At 60.5% G+C, this 17,303-nt stretch carries 16 protein-coding genes and 3 pseudogenes; 8 read left to right on the plus strand and 11 right to left on the minus strand.

The features are described from left to right. Window positions 1–77 precede the first annotated feature (77 nt). Complete coding sequence (locus AC1DH9_RS00650) at window positions 78–995, plus strand: LysR substrate-binding domain-containing protein (RefSeq protein WP_427546182.1); 918 nt, start codon at window positions 78–80, stop codon at window positions 993–995. 60 nt (window positions 996–1,055) lie between these two features. Here AC1DH9_RS00650 and AC1DH9_RS00655 read toward each other — a convergent pair whose 3' ends face one another. Next, window positions 1,056–2,390 (minus strand): aminotransferase-like domain-containing protein, encoded by a 1,335-nt coding sequence (locus AC1DH9_RS00655; protein ID WP_427546184.1) that lies wholly within the window; start codon window positions 2,388–2,390, stop codon window positions 1,056–1,058. A gap of 112 nt (window positions 2,391–2,502) precedes the next feature. Between AC1DH9_RS00655 and AC1DH9_RS00660 the strand changes: the two genes are divergently transcribed. Next, window positions 2,503–3,117 (plus strand): DJ-1/PfpI family protein, encoded by a 615-nt coding sequence (locus AC1DH9_RS00660; RefSeq protein ID WP_427546186.1) that lies wholly within the window; start codon window positions 2,503–2,505, stop codon window positions 3,115–3,117. Between the two features lie 236 nt (window positions 3,118–3,353). Here AC1DH9_RS00660 and AC1DH9_RS00665 read toward each other — a convergent pair whose 3' ends face one another. Beyond that, window positions 3,354–4,247, minus strand: a complete 894-nt coding sequence (locus AC1DH9_RS00665; RefSeq protein ID WP_427529075.1) for a LysR family transcriptional regulator — start codon at window positions 4,245–4,247, stop codon at window positions 3,354–3,356. A gap of 175 nt (window positions 4,248–4,422) precedes the next feature. On the opposite strand from AC1DH9_RS00665, the gene AC1DH9_RS00670 reads away from it, so the two are divergent. Together AC1DH9_RS00670 and AC1DH9_RS00675 are read left to right on the plus strand one after the other, a co-directional pair. Next, window positions 4,423–5,067 carry a hydrolase gene (locus tag AC1DH9_RS00670; RefSeq protein ID WP_054597057.1) on the plus strand — a complete coding sequence of 215 codons (645 nt, stop codon included), beginning with the start codon at window positions 4,423–4,425 and terminating at the stop codon, window positions 5,065–5,067. Between the two features lie 78 nt (window positions 5,068–5,145). After that, window positions 5,146–5,709: an antibiotic biosynthesis monooxygenase gene (locus tag AC1DH9_RS00675; protein WP_427546188.1), complete on the plus strand. Its 564-nt coding sequence runs from the start codon at window positions 5,146–5,148 to the stop codon at window positions 5,707–5,709. A 78-nt stretch (window positions 5,710–5,787) separates the two neighbouring features. Here the strand turns inward: AC1DH9_RS00675 and yghX are convergent, their stop codons facing one another. The 4 genes and pseudogenes from yghX to AC1DH9_RS00695 all read right to left on the minus strand — a co-directional run bounded on the left by yghX (window position 5,788) and on the right by AC1DH9_RS00695 (window position 9,132). Next, on the minus strand, window positions 5,788–6,675 hold the full coding sequence (gene yghX / locus AC1DH9_RS00680) for a YghX family hydrolase (RefSeq protein ID WP_427546190.1): 888 nt from the start codon (window positions 6,673–6,675) through the stop codon (window positions 5,788–5,790). Between the two features lie 111 nt (window positions 6,676–6,786). After that, window positions 6,787–7,071: pseudogene (locus AC1DH9_RS00685) on the minus strand (LysR substrate-binding domain-containing protein); the annotation flags it as partial. Window positions 7,072–7,112: 41 nt separating this feature from the next. After that, window positions 7,113–7,838: pseudogene (locus tag AC1DH9_RS00690) on the minus strand (zinc-binding dehydrogenase); the annotation flags it as partial. A 235-nt stretch (window positions 7,839–8,073) separates the two neighbouring features. After that, entirely contained in the window at window positions 8,074–9,132 is a 1,059-nt protein-coding gene (locus AC1DH9_RS00695) for a LacI family DNA-binding transcriptional regulator (protein ID WP_427546192.1), read from the minus strand. A gap of 138 nt (window positions 9,133–9,270) precedes the next feature. Here AC1DH9_RS00695 and AC1DH9_RS00700 point away from each other — a divergent pair, with 138 nt between their 5' ends. Together AC1DH9_RS00700 and AC1DH9_RS00705 are read left to right on the plus strand one after the other, a co-directional pair. Continuing rightward, a complete protein-coding gene (locus AC1DH9_RS00700) occupies window positions 9,271–10,194 on the plus strand; it encodes a TIM barrel protein (RefSeq protein ID WP_427546194.1) in 924 nt (307 codons plus the stop codon). 25 nt (window positions 10,195–10,219) lie between these two features. Beyond that, window positions 10,220–11,389, plus strand: a complete 1,170-nt coding sequence (locus tag AC1DH9_RS00705; protein WP_477807653.1) for a Gfo/Idh/MocA family protein — start codon at window positions 10,220–10,222, stop codon at window positions 11,387–11,389. A gap of 78 nt (window positions 11,390–11,467) precedes the next feature. Here AC1DH9_RS00705 and AC1DH9_RS00710 read toward each other — a convergent pair whose 3' ends face one another. Then, window positions 11,468–12,148, minus strand: coding sequence for a hypothetical protein (locus AC1DH9_RS00710; protein ID WP_442114793.1), 681 nt, complete (start codon window positions 12,146–12,148; stop codon window positions 11,468–11,470). A 358-nt stretch (window positions 12,149–12,506) separates the two neighbouring features. Here AC1DH9_RS00710 and katG point away from each other — a divergent pair, with 358 nt between their 5' ends. After that, window positions 12,507–14,741: a catalase/peroxidase HPI gene (gene katG, locus AC1DH9_RS00715; protein WP_427547394.1), complete on the plus strand. Its 2,235-nt coding sequence runs from the start codon at window positions 12,507–12,509 to the stop codon at window positions 14,739–14,741. Between the two features lie 189 nt (window positions 14,742–14,930). On the opposite strand, the gene AC1DH9_RS00720 is transcribed toward katG, so the two are convergent. The 3 genes and pseudogenes from AC1DH9_RS00720 to AC1DH9_RS00730 all read right to left on the minus strand — a co-directional run. Continuing rightward, window positions 14,931–15,356, minus strand: a complete 426-nt coding sequence (locus AC1DH9_RS00720) for a DUF1810 domain-containing protein (protein WP_427547391.1) — start codon at window positions 15,354–15,356, stop codon at window positions 14,931–14,933. Window positions 15,357–15,396: 40 nt separating this feature from the next. After that, window positions 15,397–15,696, minus strand: a complete 300-nt coding sequence (locus AC1DH9_RS00725; RefSeq protein WP_427547388.1) for a hypothetical protein — start codon at window positions 15,694–15,696, stop codon at window positions 15,397–15,399. A 275-nt stretch (window positions 15,697–15,971) separates the two neighbouring features. Beyond that, window positions 15,972–16,097 (minus strand): annotated as a pseudogene (locus tag AC1DH9_RS00730) (alpha/beta hydrolase); the annotation flags it as partial. Between the two features lie 89 nt (window positions 16,098–16,186). Between AC1DH9_RS00730 and AC1DH9_RS00735 the strand changes: the two are divergent. After that, the gene (locus AC1DH9_RS00735) at window positions 16,187–16,882 is read left to right on the plus strand and encodes a tRNA (adenine(22)-N(1))-methyltransferase (RefSeq protein WP_427544932.1); all 696 of its coding nucleotides are present in this window, start codon (window positions 16,187–16,189) and stop codon (window positions 16,880–16,882) included. Between the two features lie 55 nt (window positions 16,883–16,937). On the opposite strand, the gene AC1DH9_RS00740 is transcribed toward AC1DH9_RS00735, so the two are convergent. Then, window positions 16,938–17,303, minus strand: a 366-nt coding sequence (locus AC1DH9_RS00740; RefSeq protein ID WP_477807654.1) for an NADPH-dependent F420 reductase, incomplete at its 5' end; no start/stop codon positions are given.

Consider the following 17,303-nt stretch of genomic DNA (forward strand, 5'->3'; position numbering starts at 1 on the left):
CATAAGCCACAAATATGAAATTCCTTTGGTCCCATCGGAAATTTATATAGAGTCAGATTCTTTGGACGCCCCCCGTCATGGACCTGCGCCAGTTGCGGTATTTCATCAAAGTGGTCGAGTGCGGCAACATCACCCGCGCCAGCGAGGCACTGCATATCGCGCAGCCCGCGATCAGCCAGCAGATGCGCAATCTGGAACGGGACATGGACACGCAATTGCTCGAGCGCAGCGTGCAGGGCGTGGTGCCCACCGCGGCCGGGCAGACGCTGTACCGGCATGCCATCGAGCTGCTGCGCCAGGCCGACGGCACCCGTGAACTGCTGCGTCAGGACGCCGAACTCCCGCAGGGCAAGGTCTCGGTCGGCATGCCGTCGAGTACGGCGCGGATGTTGGCGATTCCGCTCGCACGGACGATCCGCAGTCGGTATCCGGGTATCAAGCTGGAATTGATCGACGCCCCAAGCGCCGAGCTGGGAGGCCTGATCACGGTCGGGCGGGTGGCGCTCGCGGTGAATGTCGATGTGGTCGAAACCCGCGGGATGATCTCGCAGCGACTGCTCACCGAAACGCTGTACCTGATCGCGTGGCCGGAATTTCCGTTACCCGAGGGACCGGTGACGATCGACGCCCTGGCGAAGATGCCGCTGGTGCTGCCCTGTGCCCCGAACACCATTCGCAGTCGAGTCGAATCGGCATTGCAGGAGGCTGGACTGCACTGTGAGGTCGAGTTCGAAGCCAACTCCACGGACCTGTTGTTCTCAGCCGTCCTGGCAAAGCTGGGTGTGACGATCCTGCCTTGGGCAGCCGCCCATGCTGAACTGGATCAACAGAAGCTCAAGCTGGCCAGGATCGATCATCGGCTGTTCACCCGCGAGCTGTCTTTGTGCTGGCCTGACACYGCCGTACAGAGCAACGCGGTGCAAAAGGTCAAGGCGACCATTTTTGAACTGTTCGAGGCGTTTGGACACCACCCGGGGTGGGCGGACGGGCAATGACGCCTCCGGGTGGGGGGAGAATGACGCGGCAAGAGCCTTGGAAGTCGACGCTCGGTCACCTCAATAAGAATGAGCGTCAACCACACGCTTCACCGTGTCGAGTGCGACTTGCAGGGCATCCAGTTCCAGCGAGCCGAGCGCAAGCCTGATCGCGTGAGGAATAGGGGTAGAAGTCGCAAAGGGCTCTGCGGTCGATACCGAAACGTGCTCGCGCATCAGCGCCATCGCCACCTGGTCCGCGCGAACCTCTTCTCCCAAAGGCAGCCAGAGAAAATAGGAGGCGGGATGGCCGATGTACTTCAAGTCGGTCAACGTGGCCCTGGCTATGGCCTGTCGCTTTGCGGCGTCCTGACGCTTTTCGCGCTCCAGGCGATTGACCGTGCCATCGTCGAGCCAGTTACAGGCGATTGAAGTCATCACCCCGGGCGTGTTCCAAATGGTCGCGCGTATGGCTCTCTCGATAGCGGGGATCCAGGCGGAGGGCGCCGCGACAAATCCGACGCGCAACCCGGTGGCGACATTTTTCGAAAGGCCTGTCACGTACACGGTTCTTTCCGGTGCAAGCGCTGCCAAGGGAGGCGGTGCGTCCTCTGCGAGGAACGCATAGGCGGCGTCCTCAATGATCAGCAAGTCATGCTCGCGGGCGATGCTCACCAAGCGATGCCGCCAGCTTTCGCTGGCGACCCACCCCAGTGGATTGTGCAAGGTCGGCATGGTGTAGACGGCGCGGACCTTTCTGCTCTGGCACAGTCGAACCAGGGCATCCAGATCAGGTTCACCGCCGGCAGCAGGGAGGGGGGCCAGTTCCAGGCGCTGGGTGTCCGCGAGGACTTTGAAACCGGGATAGGTCAAGGCATCCGTCACGACAACATCGCCTGGGCGCAGCAGCCCCATGACCGTCACCGCCAACCCGTGTTGAGCGCCGTTGACGATCAGTACCTGCTCGTCGCTGACGCTCAAGCCTCGGCACTGGAGATGCCGGGCAACTGACGCACGCTCATGCTGTCGCCCGCCATGGGGCTGATAACGAAGCAACGCCTCCAGATCGCCCGAAGACGCCATTTGGCGCAAGGCGCCACGCAGCAGTTCTGCCTGGCCCGGTAGAGAAGGGTAGTTGAAGTTAAGGTCCAGAACACCGGTGGCGACCGCTTGCTGATCGATGCCTAACCCGGTTGGCAACGAGGTCTCCCGGACAAACGTACCTCTCCCGGTTTCGCCGCTGACCAGGCCCATCGTTTCAAGCTCTGCGTAGACACGGGTCGCCGTGGCCAAGGCGAGGCCTTCGTTGGCCGCAAGCTCCCGGTGTGTGGGCAGGCGCGTCCCAGGTGACAGGCGTCCTGCGCGAATGTCGGCCGCGAACGCGTCGACCAACGATTTATACCGGGAGCGAGCCATGGAGATGTATCCATTACAATAATTTGATTGTACTAATTATTCGCCATAGCCTGCGCCTGTACAACCGCTTCCCTCAGGCGGATGCCAGCCACATTTGCAGGAAGGCCCAACCATGCATATCGCCATTCTCACCTTCGAAGGCTACAACGAACTCGACTCCCTGATCGCACTCGGCGTGCTTAACCGCATCAAGAAACCTGGCTGGCGCGTGTCGATTGCCAGCCCAACGGCCCGTGTCCGTTCAATGAACGGAGTGGTGATCGAATCCCAGGCAACGCTTCGCGAGGCGAGCGAAGCCGATGCGGTGATTGTCGGGAGCGGCATGCAGACTCGCGAGGTCGTGGCTGACACCGCCCTTATGGCGCAGTTGCAACTTGATCCCTCAAGGCAACTCCTGGGCGCGCAATGTTCCGGCACGCTGGTGCTGGCCAAGCTTGGCTTGCTGGAGGGTGTACCGGCCTGCACGGACTTGACCACGAAACCGTGGGTTCAGGCGGCTGGCATCGATGTCCTTAACCAGCCGTTCTTCGCCAAAGGCAACATCGCCACCGCCGGTGGATGCCTCGCTTCGGTCTATCTTGCGGCCTGGATCATTGCCCGCCTGGAAGGCGTCGAAGCGGCAGAAAGTGCACTGCACTACGTCGCGCCAGTCGGGGAAAAAGAACAGTACGTTGAGCGCGCAACGCGCAATATCGCCGCGTATCTGCCGGATGGGCAGGTTGCTTGAGGGAGAGCCAAGGCGCCGACTCAACTCGTAATGCTGTTCATTTAAGCAATTTCAGACGCGCGGCATTCTTTGTAGCAGCTGCCGAAGGCTGCGTTCGGCTGCGAAGCAGTCGTGAGTCCAGTTGCCGTGGTTTACCTGACACACCGCAATTGCTGATTTTACGACTGCTGTGCAGCCGAACGCAGCCTTCGGCAGCTGCTACAGATCGCATTACGGCTTAAGTGAAGCATTACGACTCAACTCGGCTTTTGCGCAAGCTGCGCCACCAAAAACTCGATAAACGCCCGGGTCTTCTGCGGAACCCGACGTGCAGACGAGTAGACCGCGTTGATGGTGATCGGCGGGGCCTGCCATTCGCACAACACGGCGACCAGCCTGCCGGCCGCCAAAGCCTCTTCGACAATGAAGCTCGGCAGCAAGGCGATCCCCATGCCGGCTTCTGCGGCCTGGGCCAGCAGGTCGCCATTGTTGGCATGCAGCGGGCCGGTGACATGCACGCGCTGCGTCTCGTGGCCGTTGCTCAATTGCAGGCTGACGCCACTCTGCAGGTAGCCATAATTCAGGCATTGGTGGGTGCTCAGGTCCTTTGGCGATTGCGGTGTGCCCGCGCGCTCAAGATAGGCCGGGGAGGCGACCATGATCCGCGGAGCAGGCGCCAACAGTCGGGCCACCAGGGAAGAGTCCGGCAGGCTCGCGATGCGGATGGTCACATCGAAGCCGCCGCGTACCGGGTCGACCTGCTGGTCGCTCAGGACCAGTTGCAGCTCAATGTTCGGATGCTGCTCATGAAACAACGGGATCAACGGCCCGAGGCGCCGCAGGCCGAACGACATCGGCGCGTTGACCCGCAGCACACCGCGTAGTTCGCCAATGCCGTTACGCGCCCGTTGCTCGGCTTCGTCCACGGACGCGATCACTTCACGGGCCGCTTCGTAGTACTCCGCGCCGGCCTCGGTCAGGTGCAGGCTGCGCGTCGTGCGCTGCAGCAACTGCACACCGATGGCCTCTTCCAGCGCCTGAATCTGTTTACTGACTTTTGAGCGTGGCACATCCATCGCTCGGGCTGCGGCGGCGAAGCCGTTTGCTCCGACGGTGGCGACAAAAGCACGCATGCATTCGATCCGGTCCAAGATTGTCCCTGTTTTGGAAATAATGATTATGCATTTTAGGTAATTGTTTCAGTTTTATCCAGCAACTACATTAGGTTCCAAGCCGGTAGCACACCACCTCCAACGAGACCCGCACCGCGCCTTACAGCCTGAATAACTCAACCCTCCAGAACAGCGACATCAAAAGGAACACGCCATGTCTATTCGTGAATTGCTCAACCCAACCAACTCCGCTCTGATCCTGATCGACCACCAGCCGCAAATGTCCTTCGGCGTGCAATCGATCGATCGTCAAACCCTGAAGAACAACACCGTTGCACTGGCCAAAGCCGCGAAGATCTTCAACGTGCCGACCATTTTGACGTCGGTCGAAACCGAAAGCTTCAGCGGCTACATCTGGCCGGAATTGCTCAGTGTGTTTCCCGATCATCAGCCCATCGAGCGCACCTCGATGAACTCCTGGGAAGATAAAAAACTGGTGGAGGCGGTGAAGGCCACCGGTCGCAAGAAACTGATCATGGCCGCACTCTGGACTGAAGTGTGCTTGAACTTCCCGGCTCTGGAAGCGCTGGCCGAAGGCTACGAGGTGTACATCGTCACCGACGCATCGGGCGGGACAACCAAAGAAGCTCACGACATGTCGGTGCAGCGGATGATCCAGGCCGGTGCGGTGCCAGTGACCTGGCAGCAAGTGCTGCTCGAGTACCAGCGCGACTGGGCACACAAAGAGACTTACGATGCAGTGATGGACCTGGTGCGCGAGCACAGTGGTGCCTACGGCATGGGCGTGGATTACGCTTACACCATGGTGCACAAGGCGCCGCAACGTCAGGTCAAGTAAGCCGCGGAAAAATTCCGTTGCTCAACGGCGCAGTTCGCTGCGCCGTCACTGCCAACGGGCATGCTCGGAGAGTCAGTCATGAACATCGAATTGTCGGAAGGCGTGGTCACATTGCTGGTACGCCATCGGGTCAAACAGGGAGGGGATGAGGCGTACGAAAACTGGTTGCGTCGCACCGTCGCCACGGCGCGCACGTATCCAGGGCATCTGGGCATTGATGTGATGCGCGGACAAAGCCAGGGGCTGGCGCAGTTCACCAGTGTGCTGCGTTTCGCCACGACTGAACAATTGCAGCATTGGCTCGATTCCGAGGATCGCCGCAAGCTGGTCGAAGAGGCGCGGCCATTGCTCGCCGATGGCGACCAGACCGAGGTCAAGGCCGACCGTGAGTTCTGGTTTACTCCGACTGATGAGGCTGCGCCGCCCCCACCGCGCTGGAAGCAGTCCTGCGTGACCTTTTTGGTCATCCTGCCCCTGAGCTTTCTGGTGCCGATGCTGTTCAAGCCGCTGTTTGGCTGGATGCCCTGGCTGGGCGGTTATGTGCAAAGCAATGTGCTGATCACGGCCAGCATCGTGCTGTTGGTGGTCTACGTGTTCATGCCTCGGGTGACACGTCTGTTCGGAAAATGGCTGCAGCCGTGATCCGGCGAGCGAGGTCCTGCAGAGTGCAACGCCTCGCTGACCGTGAGCAGGTTCTCGTGTTGCGGGGCGATTTCAACGCTAAGCCAGGTACCGCCGGAACCAATCCAGCGTCCTGCTCCAGGCAAGCCTGGCGGCGGCTTCATCGTATCGAGGCGTGGAGTCGTTATGGAAACCATGGTTAGCGCCAGGGTAGATATAGGCTTCGTAAGTCTTGCCGGCAGCTTTCAACGCCTGCTCAAAGGCAGGCCATCCTTCATTGGTCCGCGTGTCCAGTTCGGCGTAGTGCAGTAGCAGAGGCGCCTGAATCCGGACGACCTCTTCAGCCCTTGGCTGACGGCCATAAAAGGACACGGCAGCACCCAACTCTGGATAGGCCACGGCTGCGGCATTGGCGACGCCACCGCCATAACAGAAGCCGAGGATGCCGACTTTTCCAGTGGTCGAGTCATCCTTCATCAGCCACTCGATGGCGGCGAAAAAGTCATTCATGAGCTTTTCAGGGTCGACAGTCTGCTGCAGCGCCTGACCCTTCTCATCGTTGCCGGGATAACCTCCGACCGACGTCAGGCCGTCGGGCGCGAGGGCGATGAATCCCGCCTTGGCCAACCGTCGGGCGACATCCTCGATGTAGGGGTTGAGCCCGCGATTTTCATGCACGACCACCACCGCCGGCACCTTGCCGCTGGCTTTCGCCGGACGCACCCGATAGGCACGGACTTGCCCGTGTCCCTTGGGGGAGGGATAGGTGATGTACTCGGCGATGATGTCCGGGTCGGTAATGGGCACTTGCTCGGCGAGCGCATAATTGGGGCTCAGGGCGGTGAGGAGTGCGCTGGCCGTCAAACCGCCTAACGTGAACAACGCCGCGCGATCCAGAAACTCTCGCCTATTGATCAGACCATGGGCGTAGTAGTCGTAGAGCTCGAGCAGTTCAGGGGAAAAATCTTTTGCAGTAAGACGGTTCATCTGTGCGCTCCCTTTGCATCAACCGGATTGCCACTGTGATGTCCAGCAATGCAGCGTAGACAATAATTCGCCCATGTTGCAGCTCGGCAACCAAACCCTACGGTTCGGGCAACAGCCATGGCGCGCCTTGCGCAAATTTTGCCTCTCGCCCCGGCGTTGCAGGTAGGTCGGGACAGCACACAGGATTCGACGGTGATCGCAGAGTTTTTTGGCAACCAGTCGATTGTCTGAAAACTCACCGATACGGATCGCGGCATTGAACCCCTCGGCGACGATGTCGACGAATCGCTCCGAGTATTCAACTTCCAGCGAAACCTCGGGGTAGGCCAGGGCAAACTCCGAGACCGTCGAACTGAGCCACAATCGGCCCATTGCGGCTGGCAGTGCGAGTCGCAAGCAAACCTCGTTTATTCAACCAGACAACAGGTTCTGATGACTCAGGGCGTAAGGACGATAGCACCTTGCGAGCGTCCGCTTTCCAGATCGGCATGCGCCAAGGCTACATCAGACAACGGATAGCGACGCCAGATTCGAGGCTTGATGATACCGGCGGCCACCGCTTGCAACTCCCCCTGTGCACGCTGCTGATATTCGGGGGCAGTGGCTGTATGCGCAGCGAGGGATGGGAGGGTCAGGAACAGCGAGCCTTTGGCGTTGAGGGTGCTGATCTCGACCGCAGACGGGGCGCCCGAGGCCATGCCGAAAGACACCATCAAGCCGCGCGGGCGAAGGCTGTCGAGGGAGGCTTCGAAAGAAACCCGCCCGATAGGGTCATGCACGACGTCAACCTTTTGTCCGTGGGTAAGCCCCGTTACCTGGGCGGCAAGTGTCGCGGCGTCGAACACCAGCACCTCATCACAACCGGCGGCCCTGGCGCGTTCGACACTCTCCTGTTTCGACACCACGCCGATTACAAAGGCGCCCAGATGTTTGGCCCAGGGCACCATGATTTGCTCCAGCGCACCCGCCGCCCCATACACCAGCACTCGCGAGCCAGGGCCAACGGGGTAGGTAGTCTTGAGCAGGTAATGGGCGGTGATGCCCTTGAAGAGTACGGCCGCGGCTTCGTCGAAACCGAGGTCGTCGGGAATCTTCACCAGTCGATTTGCCGGATAGAGGCGGCCGCTTGCGTAGGCACCTATCGGGCCCGTGGCATAGCTGAGGCCCGCCAGTTTCCTGAATTGTCACGGTGCTTACCATTTGGAACTCCAGATACACATTGGTCGTATGGGGAGTCTAAAGAGTCAACGCGCAAGCACTAGTCAGGGCAGTTGCAGTTCATTGCTGCAACGGATGCAGCAATAGGGAGCGAGATAACGAATCTCGTCGCCATGTGGCTTTGCAGGCAATCAGGTACGCGGATGTCAGGTCGTTATCGTCCATCTTGCTACTCGGCCACTAAACGCTTTCAGACACGTCAATCTGAAGTGCGAGCATGAGCTTCGTGGCGATGGCTGACGACGGGTCTATCGCTGCATCTACCATCACGCTAACGGCGCTCTGCGCCAGTGCCACGACGGGATGCGACAGTACGGCTTGAACAATGCCGTCACGCAGGGCCGCTTGGGTGATGGGTGTCAGGTCGTGGCATACAACTGTGGGAAGCGCGATGTTCTGGGCTTTCAGTTCGCGCAGGGCGTTGATGACGCCTGCGATGCCGCCGCCCGCCACATACAAGCCGACAAGGTCGGGCTGGCTGCTCAGAAGGTCGAGCGTGCCGGCATAGGCGAACTCTTCGTCCTCCAGGGTGAGGCGCGTTGCCAATAGCTCCCAGTCCTGGGATTGCTCCGCAAGAAAGGAGCGCACGCTCATTTCGCACAGTTCCTGGCACTGAAAACGCTGCGTTCCTACCATCACCGCCACAGGCCCCGCGTGGGGCGCCAGGTTCTTGATGAACCAACCAGCCGTGCGACCCATTGACCGGTTGTCGACACCGACATAGCTGGCGCCGGCCGACGCACTCAGCTCGGAAACCAGGGCAACAACGGGGATGCCGGCAGCACGCAACTGCGCCATCGCTTCGCGCACGGCGGGATGATCTGCCGCCACCATACCCAGAGCGTCAACCTCTCCTTGCAGCTTGAGGATGCGTTGTGCGGTGGCGGCCGGGGCGAGGTCATCGATGTAATGGATCATCACCCGAACCTGGGCGCGGACGCTGGATGCCGCTGCCTCGGCCAAGGCCTTGGCCAGCCCTTGATAAAACGCCACACCACGCTTTTGCAGCAGAAACCCCAGGCGTACGGTCGGTCGCTGCTGAAGCAGGCGTTGCTCGATCACATTGCGACCGTAGAAGCCTAGCCGGGCAGCGGCTTCGGCAATGCGCCGCGCGGTATCGGCACGAACGTTGGCACGCAGATTCATCACCCGATCCACGGTGGACAGGCTAACGCCGGCGGCCTCGGCGACATCTTCCATGGTTGAACGACGGCCGGCCGGGTGATGGGTCTCTGACATGAAATGAAAGGCTCTTTAATGTTTTTGACGGGTTCTGACAGGTATGGCTGCAGGACTATAGCAGTCGTGCACCCTGGCAACTTAGGATTTCTCCGAGCGAAACAGCACCACTCATAACAACAATCATCGGAACCTGACATGACCCTCCATATCTCCACTGCACCCTGTTGCTGGGGCGTAGACGACGTCAACAATCCTCATCTGCCAGCGTGGCAACAGGTGCTCAGCGAAGCCGCGCAAGCCGGGTATCGCGGCATCGAACTGGGGCCGTATGGCTACCTGCCGCTTGACGCTGCGGCAGTCGGCACGGTGCTCGCCGAGCAGGGCCTGCATGTAGTGGCCGGCACTGTATTCGACAATCTGGTCGATCCGGCCAATCTGCCGAACGTGCTGACACAAACCCGAAATATTTGTGCCTTGCTCAAGCAACTGCCAGCAGTGCCGCAGGAACCAGGGCAGCGCTTCGCCATGCCTTGCCTGGTGGTTATCGACTGGGGGCATGAGGAACGTGACTACGCGGCCGGACACTCCGAACGAGCACCCCGTCTGGCGCCCGATGCCTGGCTGGGCATGATGAACCACATCCGGGCCATTGCTGATCTGGCCTGGCTGGAGTTCGGCGTTCGTACGGTGATTCACCCGCATGCCGGCGGCTACATCGAGTTCGCCGACGAGCTGGCGCAATTGGTCACCGACATTCCCTACGAAGTGGCCGGCCTGTGCCTGGACACCGGCCATCTCTACTACGCCGGCATGGACCCGGTTCAGACCCTGCGCCAGTACGCGGATCGGCTGGATTACCTGCATTTCAAAGACATTGATCAGGCGGTGTTCGATCAGGTACGGGGTGAGCACATCAGCTTTTTCGGGGCCTGCGCCAGGGGCGTGATGTGCCCGATCGGCCAGGGTGTCATCGACTATCGCGCCTTGCATGAGCTGATCACCGAGCTCGGTTACCAGGGCTACATCACGGTCGAGCAAGAACGCGATCCACGTAACGCCCATGGCAGTCTGCGCGACGTTGCTGCCAGCCGCGCCTACCTCTCTCAGGCAGGTTTCTGATTTCTCTCACGCAAAGGACTTATCGATGATCAATGGCAGCAAGCGTATTCCCGAACCTCTTCGTTGGGCCATGGTTGGCGGTGGACGCGACAGTCAGATTGGCTACATCCACCGCAGCGCGGCATTGCGTGACCAGTCGTTTGTGCTGGTCGCCGGCGCCTTCGACCTGAACCCGGAGCGCGGTCGGGCCTTCGGCGTGGAACTGGGAGTCGACCCCGAACGCTGCTATGCCGACTATCGCAGCCTGTTTGAAGGTGAGGCCGGGCGGCCGGATGGCATCCAGGCGGTTTCGGTGGCGACGCCCAATGGCACCCATTTCGCAATCACCAAGGCCGCCCTGGAAGCAGGGTTGCACGTGGTCTGCGAAAAGCCGCTGTGCTTCACCCTCGAGGAGGCGCAGACGCTGCGGGAAATTGCCGTGTCGAACAACAGGGTAGTGGGGGTGACCTACGGCTACGCCGGACATCAACTGATCGAACAGGCCCGGCACATGATTGCCCAGGGCGAACTGGGCGAGATTCGCATGGTGCACATGCAGTTTGCCCATGGTTTCCATTGCGAGCCGGTGGAGGCGCAAAGCGAGGCGACCCAATGGCGAGTCGATCCGCGTTTCGCCGGCCCCAGCTATGTACTGGGAGATGTCGGCACCCATCCGCTGTACCTGTCGGAAGTCATGCTGCCCGAACTCAAGATCAAAAGGCTGCTATGCACCCGCCAGAGCTTTGTCAAAAGCCGCGCACCGCTTGAGGACAATGCCTACACGCTGATGGAATACGAAGGCGGGGCAATGGGCAGTGTATGGTCAAGCGCCGTGAACGCCGGCTCCATGCACGGCCAGAAAATTCGCGTGATCGGCTCTAAAGCCAGCCTCGAGTGGTGGGACGAGCGGCCAAACCAGCTGTCATTCGAAGTCCAGGGCAAACCCGCGCAAGTGCTGGAGCGCGGCATGGGGTATTTGCATCCCGATGCAGTGCTCGATGACCGAATCGGCGCGGGGCACCCGGAAGGGCTCTTCGACGCGTGGTCCAATCTTTACTACCGTTTCGCCGTGGCTATGGACGCCRCCAACCGCGGCAATCATGAGCGCTTGGCGACGCTGCGCTATCCGGATATCCATGCCGGAGTCGAAGGCGTTCGCTGGGTCGAGCGCTGTGTCCAGTCTGCAGACAAAGGCGGGATCTGGGTCGATTACTGAGACGAGTCCAGCGGTGTGTCACCCTCCATAAAAACAAAGGGATTAACTCACCGCTAGCTAAAAGACTACTGAACGAAGTCACCGGCAATCGAAGTCAGTTCGGTCAGATGGTTGCCGGGCTTTGCTGAAAAGTAGCCTCGAGTGGGCGGCAGTCCACCGCCTGTTGCGTCGCATATCGAGGGTTGCCAGGTCATTAGTGAGCCGCGTCGGTGACTCCCCGGTGACTTCGCACAGCAGCGCGGTTATAGCTTCTCCGTTGACCGTGCCGTGCTCTTGTAGAAGATCCGCGACAGCGGTGACAGCGGGCCAGTAGTGACGCACCAGACAGCAGGAGCGGGCGATTGCCCGGGATTCGGCGTCGAGTAGCTTTCGTGCAGGCAGCAAACTGATCAATTCGTAACCCCGGCACCGGTCCCCCCTGCCGCTGGCCCAGGTGAACTTGTCCGATTTGGTGCGCCTGTAGACGGCTTCGGCCACCGGGCCGGCGAAGCAGTCGAGAAGGTCGCGCTCAATAGAATCGACCATTGAGGGTAGGTATTCAGCAATCCCGGGCGCGTCGAAGGATGGGTGCGGGACCAGGTAATCAGCCTCGACCAACCCCTCTACGTTTTGCGGGTTGCCGCGCAGATCAATCATTGGGCCGGTGCAGGCTTCTGTCCTGGTGCGCACAGTGATGCGCTCGATGTGCTGACCATTCCACCAAAAAGCCAGGGCGTGGCCAGCTTCGTGGACGGCCGTGCAGCGCCGGCACTTATTCATGGTCTGGTCCTCTCCCGTACAGGCGTACGTCGTGTAACAGCTCTATTCCTTCCTTGGGTGTCAGGTAAAAGACTAGGCCTATCAGGACCGAATACGCCACCTATTAGCTGAGTGCTTTATAGGGGGCTAACCTTAACGGAGCGCTGGTGAAAACTGGCCGGTTGAGACCTGATAAGAGATACGAATAAGTCAGAAGCGTACTAGGCTTGCYGTGGGCCACCGTGCTGGTAACTCGATTGCCGCTATCCGGATTGCCCGTGTGACCACGACGATCAATTGATCGAATTGTTGGCCCTGCAGCTTATGTCATTGATTTCGCTCGTCGCTATCGCACGCCCACGCGGGRCCGGATAGCCGGATGAACACGACCAAAGGTAGCTCACACATGGCAACTGAATCGAAATGCCCGTTCAATCACGCCGCCGCAGGCGGTGGCCCGTCGAACCGCGACTGGTGGCCGAACCAACTGAATCTGAAGGTCCTGCACCAGCACTCGTCCCTGTCCGACCCCATGGACGAGGGCTTCAACTACGCCGAAGCGTTCAAAAAACTGGACTTTGCGGCGCTCAAGAAAGACCTGCATGCGCTGATGACCGATTCGCAAGACTGGTGGCCTGCGGACTTCGGACACTATGGACCGCTCTTTATTCGCATGGCCTGGCACGCCGCAGGCACTTACCGCACCGGCGACGGGCGTGGGGGGGCCGGCTCCGGTCAGCAACGCTTCGCGCCGCTCAACAGTTGGCCGGATAACGTCAGCCTCGACAAGGCACGCCGACTGCTCTGGCCGATCAAGCAAAAGTATGGTCGTAACATCTCCTGGGCCGATCTGATCGTCCTCACCGGCAATGTCGCGCTGGAGTCCATGGGCTTCAAGACCTTTGGTTTTTCCGGAGGCCGTCCGGACGTCTGGGGACCGGATGAGGATGTCTACTGGGGTTCCGAAAAAACCTGGTTGGGGGGCGACGTGCGCTATGGCAAAGATGAGAGCCCTACTGTCCAGGAGCGCAACCTGGAGAAACCGCTTGCCGCGGTGCAAATGGGCCTGATCTACGTCAACCCGGAAGGCCCGGAGGGCAACCCGGACCCGGTCGCTGCTGCAGTGGATATTCGTGAAACGTTCGCTCGCATGGCGATGAATGACGAAGAAACGGTAGCCCTGATCGCCGGTGGGCATGCCTTCGGCAAGACCCACGGTGCCGGGCCTGCGTCCAATGTGGGCGCCGAACCCGAAGCCGCAGGCCTTGAACAGCAGGGCTTGGGCTGGAAGAGCAGCTTCGGCACCGGCAAAGGTGGCGACACGATCACCAGCGGCCTGGAAGTGACCTGGACCACTACGCCCACGAAGTGGAGCAACAACTACCTGGAGAACCTGTTCGGTTTCGAGTGGGAACTGACCAAGAGCCCGGCCGGTGCGAACCAGTGGACGGCGAAAAACGGCGCTGGCGCGGGCATCATTCCCGATGCTCACGACCCGTCCAAGCGGCGTAATCCGACCATGCTGACCACGGACCTGTCCCTGCGATTCGACCCGATCTATGAACCGATTTCACGGCGTTTTCTGGCCAATCCGGATCAGTTGGCCGACGCGTTCGCTCGCGCCTGGTTCAAGCTGATCCACCGCGACATGGGGCCGCTTTCGCGCTACCTCGGTCCGGAAATGCCGAACGAAGAGCTCATTTGGCAAGACCCTATTCCAGCGGTCGACCATGCACTGGTCAACGACAGTGACATCGCCTCACTCAAGAGCAAGCTTCTGGCGTCGGGCCTGACAGTCTCGCAGCTTGTATCAACTGCTTGGGCGGCGGCTTCCACTTTCCGTGGCTCCGACAAGCGCGGTGGTGCCAACGGTGGGCGCCTGCGCCTGGCCCCGCAGAAGGACTGGCCGGCCAACCAGCCTGCGAAACTGGCGAACGTGCTGGCGACCCTCGAGAAAATCCAGAGCGAGTTCAACAGCACGCAGACTGGCGGCAAGAAGATCTCGCTGGCGGACCTGATCGTGCTGGCCGGTAGCGCGGGTGTCGAACAGGCGGCGAAAAATGCCGGTCACACCGTCACGGTGCCTTTCAGTCCGGGGCGGATGGACGCGAGCCAGGAGCAGACGGATGTCGAATCTTTCGGGTTTCTAGAACCCATCGCCGATGGCTTCCGCAACTACCTCAAGACCCGATACCGCGTACCGGCCGAGGCGTTACTGATCGACAAGGCGCAACTGCTGACACTCACCGCGCCAGAAATGACGGTGCTCATTGGTGGCCTGCGCGTGTTGAACACCAACGTCGGACAAACGCCGCACGGGGTCTTCACCCAGCGAACTGAAGCGCTGACCAACGACTTCTTCACCAACCTGCTCGACATGGGCGTGGAATGGAAGCCGGTCTCGGACGCCAATGAAGAGTTTGAAGGACGCGATCGCAAAACCGGCGACCTCAAATGGACAGGCACTCGTGTCGATCTCGTCTTCGGCTCAAACTCGCAACTGCGGGCCTTGGCCGAAGTCTATGCCAGTAGCGATGCGCAGGAGAAGTTCGTGAAAGACTTCGTGGCAGCCTGGACCAAGGTGATGAACCTTGACCGCTTCGACCTCAGGTAACACGAGCGTTGGACCCTGGATCCTGGAGTGGGCCACCTTGACCTGATCGTTCAGGTCGGGGGGGGCTCCGGGAACAATCAGACAAAATGAGAAGCATCGTCTACACGATGTGACAATCAGCCGGCGCGAGACATCGGTTGCTCTGTGCACCGATCACGGCGTTCCGTCGCGATGTAGCTCGTGTCGACCTTATTCTCGAAGAAGGGACAGGGTCCTGGCGTCTGGCTCACCAGCGAAAAACTGGTCGAGGGCCCGCTGGAACAGGGGCTGTTCGGGCTTGATGCTGGCGAACAGCGTGAGGCAGGAGCGCAACTTCAGGTCATCGGGGTGACCAAGGATGGCCAGCGCACTCTTGTCGCGGTGTTGCAGGAGGGTACTGACGCTTTCCTCCAGCCGTGGTCCCAACACATCATGCAGCAGATAGGCCCGGGCTTCGGCAGCACCGGAAATGGCAAAGCGCCGGGCCATCTCGCTATGCCCTAGGCCCTGCAGTTGCGGGAAGATGAACCACATCCAGTGGCTGGTCTTGTGCCCGGCGCGCAACTCTTCCATGACTCGGCTAAAAACCGGGCGCTGGGCCTCGACGAAACGAAGAAGATTGAAGGGATCGTGCATGCGTGTACTCCCTCAGTTGGCAGACACTGCGAACGCGCTATTACTTTTTGCACTCCGCTGTCACCACATGGCAGGTACTCGGCGTGCCACCGGATTGGCCGGCATAGCGTTTGCAATTATCCAGGGATTTTTGCCGAGCCATGCCCAAAGTGGAGCCCCAGGCCAAGCCGCCTTCGCCGGCAGAGGGTAGCGCTTTGGCGTAGCAGTTCGAGGCTGTGCTTGAGGTCGAATAGCGGTGTGCGGCAGTTTTGCTTGAGCATCCGGCTGTTAGCGCCAGGTTGATGGCGAGCAGGGAGATCAGGGCCCATGACGAGCATTGGCGCGCTGTTATGACGGTCATCCCATTTTTCCTGTATCAAGAGACGAGAGGTGTGTTTGTGGTCGTGCTCTATTCAGATTAGACCGTGTTGCGCCTACCTTTGGGCCGGTTCAGCGGACCGAGTGCATTTGGGGGCGTTTTTTGCCGGGCTGGCTCTTTCCAGTCCGTGATTGTCCAAAAGAGCCGCGCAAAGAACAACGGCTTGTCAGATATCACGAGCCGCTGTTGAGAACGTGCTTATCGGGGGAAGTTCACCGATGTCGGATCGGCCTCAAAGGTGATCCGCATCAATCACAGCCTTGAATCAGGCCTGGGCGCCAGCGGTAGTTGAACACGCTTGTGTCGACATGGTCGGGGTTGTCCCGTGCCTTGGCGCTGCGGCCGTAGGTGGCGTCATCGAACACCCATTTCGGCGAAGCCAATTAAAGTTGAAATGCACGGCGTTGCCCGACAGAATCGCGCCCCGATCCAGCCAAAGGTGCCGGACGTTCGTGGTGAAAAGGGGCGGCAGTTGAACGAACAGACATTGTCCATGCGCCTGGAGCGCGTGGCGGGGCATGTGCCAGCAGGTGCGCACCTGGCCGATATCGGCTCGGATCATGGCTACCTGCCGGTGGCGTTGATGCGCCGTGGCGCTATCGCGGCGGCGGTGGCCGGTGAGGTGGCATTGACGCCGTTCTGCTCGGCCGAACGCACCGTGCGCGAGAACGGCCTGGACCAGCGGATCACCGTGCGCCTGGCCAACGGCCTGGCGGCGATCGAGCCGGCAGACGGGATCACGGCGATCAGCATCTGCGGCATGGGCGGCGAGACGATCCGCGACATCCTCGACAGCGGGAAGGCGCGCCTGAGCGGCCAGGAGCGCCTGATCCTGCAGCCCAACGGTGGCGAGCAGCCACTGCGCCAATGGCTGATGGAAAATGGTTACCGCATCCTCTGCGAGGAAGTGCTGCGGGAAAACCGCTTCGACTACGAAATCATCGTCGCCGAGCGCGCTGGGCCGGTGATGTACACCGCCGAGGAGCTGTACTTCGGCCCGCTGCAGATGCAGGCACGCAGTCCGGTGTTCCTGGCCAAGTGGCAGCGCATGCTGCGCGAGAAACAGAAGACCCTGAGCAACTTCGCCCGAGCGCGGCAGGCCGTGCCCGAGGAGAAGGTGCAAGACATCGCCCGGCAGGCCCGGTGGATCAGCGAGCTGCTGGCTTGAGCCTCGGTCCAAGGGTTTGCACGGAAAGCCACCGAGCGGCGATGTTGCGGGCTACTCAGCGACGCCACGATCCATCAGGCAATTCGACCTGTCGTTGGGCCGCCGCCAAGGCAACCTTCAGCCCCTGTTTATCCAGAGGTATGCAGTAGGCGGGTTTGGCCCGTTCGAATCGCCAGCTTTCATCAAGGCTGCCAGCATCGACAGCGTCGAATCCGATCTCGTCGAGCAACGTGATCACCAGGGTTTTCGCGGCCGGGTCATCCGCAGCGATCGGCAGTGCGCGTCGGTCGGGTGCAGCTTTTGGGCGCGAGTCCTGCACCAGGTCTTGAGCGAGGATCGCGTTAAAAACCTTGACCACTCTGGAGTCGGGCAGATGCTCGGCAAGCAGGCGGCTGGTGGTGGTTTCGAATCGGTCCAGGAT

The sequence above is a fragment of the Pseudomonas sp. 05T35 genome (genome assembly GCF_056396605.1).

Excerpts from the sequence above, each read along its gene's own strand:
- AC1DH9_RS00655 (WP_427546184.1), bottom strand. The coding sequence starts at position 2,390 with ATGGCTCGCTCCCGGTATAAATCGTTGGTCGACGCGTTCGCGGCCGAC.
- AC1DH9_RS00660 (WP_427546186.1), top strand. The coding sequence starts at position 2,503 with ATGCATATCGCCATTCTCACCTTCGAAGGCTACAACGAACTCGACTCC.
- AC1DH9_RS00670 (WP_054597057.1), top strand. The coding sequence starts at position 4,423 with ATGTCTATTCGTGAATTGCTCAACCCAACCAACTCCGCTCTGATCCTG.
- AC1DH9_RS00675 (WP_427546188.1), top strand. The coding sequence starts at position 5,146 with ATGAACATCGAATTGTCGGAAGGCGTGGTCACATTGCTGGTACGCCAT.
- yghX (WP_427546190.1), bottom strand. The coding sequence starts at position 6,675 with ATGAACCGTCTTACTGCAAAAGATTTTTCCCCTGAACTGCTCGAGCTC.
- AC1DH9_RS00695 (WP_427546192.1), bottom strand. The coding sequence starts at position 9,132 with ATGTCAGAGACCCATCACCCGGCCGGCCGTCGTTCAACCATGGAAGAT.
- AC1DH9_RS00700 (WP_427546194.1), top strand. The coding sequence starts at position 9,271 with ATGACCCTCCATATCTCCACTGCACCCTGTTGCTGGGGCGTAGACGAC.
- AC1DH9_RS00710 (WP_442114793.1), bottom strand. The coding sequence starts at position 12,148 with ATGAATAAGTGCCGGCGCTGCACGGCCGTCCACGAAGCTGGCCACGCC.
- katG (WP_427547394.1), top strand. The coding sequence starts at position 12,507 with ATGAACACGACCAAAGGTAGCTCACACATGGCAACTGAATCGAAATGC.
- AC1DH9_RS00720 (WP_427547391.1), bottom strand. The coding sequence starts at position 15,356 with ATGCACGATCCCTTCAATCTTCTTCGTTTCGTCGAGGCCCAGCGCCCG.
- AC1DH9_RS00725 (WP_427547388.1), bottom strand. The coding sequence starts at position 15,696 with ATGACCGTCATAACAGCGCGCCAATGCTCGTCATGGGCCCTGATCTCC.